Origin of the sequence: Streptomyces niveiscabiei (genome assembly GCF_001419795.1) — a bacterium.
Lineage (GTDB): Bacteria > Actinomycetota > Actinomycetes > Streptomycetales > Streptomycetaceae > Streptomyces > Streptomyces niveiscabiei.
The window spans coordinates 3,706-4,021 of the sequence record NZ_LIRL01000769.1; the positions used below are offsets into that span (position 1 = coordinate 3,706).

A 316-nucleotide genomic window follows, 5' to 3' on the forward strand; every position below is an offset into this window, starting at 1 on the left:
TCCGCGCGCGTGTGCAGGAGCGGCTCGGCGAGGGCACCGAACCGCCCGCCTACCCGGCGGGGGAGGGGTACACCAAGACGTCCGCCGCGTGGCTCATCGACCGCGCCGGCTTCACGAAGGGGTACGGCACCGGCCCCGCCCGCCTGTCCACGAAGCACACCCTCGCCCTCACGAACCGGGGCACGGCGACCACGGAGGGCCTCCTCACGCTGGCCCGCGAGATCGTCACCGGCGTGGAGGGGGCGTTCGGGGTGACGCTGGTGAACGAGCCGGTGATGGTGGGCGTGAGCCTTTGAGGGCAGGGCAGGGCAGGGCA

The 316-nt window shown here is 73.7% G+C and carries 1 pseudogene; it reads left to right on the top strand.

Going from position 1 to position 316, the window contains the following annotated elements:
• Positions 1-296: pseudogene (locus AOK24_RS51450) on the top strand (UDP-N-acetylmuramate dehydrogenase); the annotation flags it as partial.
• Positions 297-316: the final 20 nt, after the last annotated feature.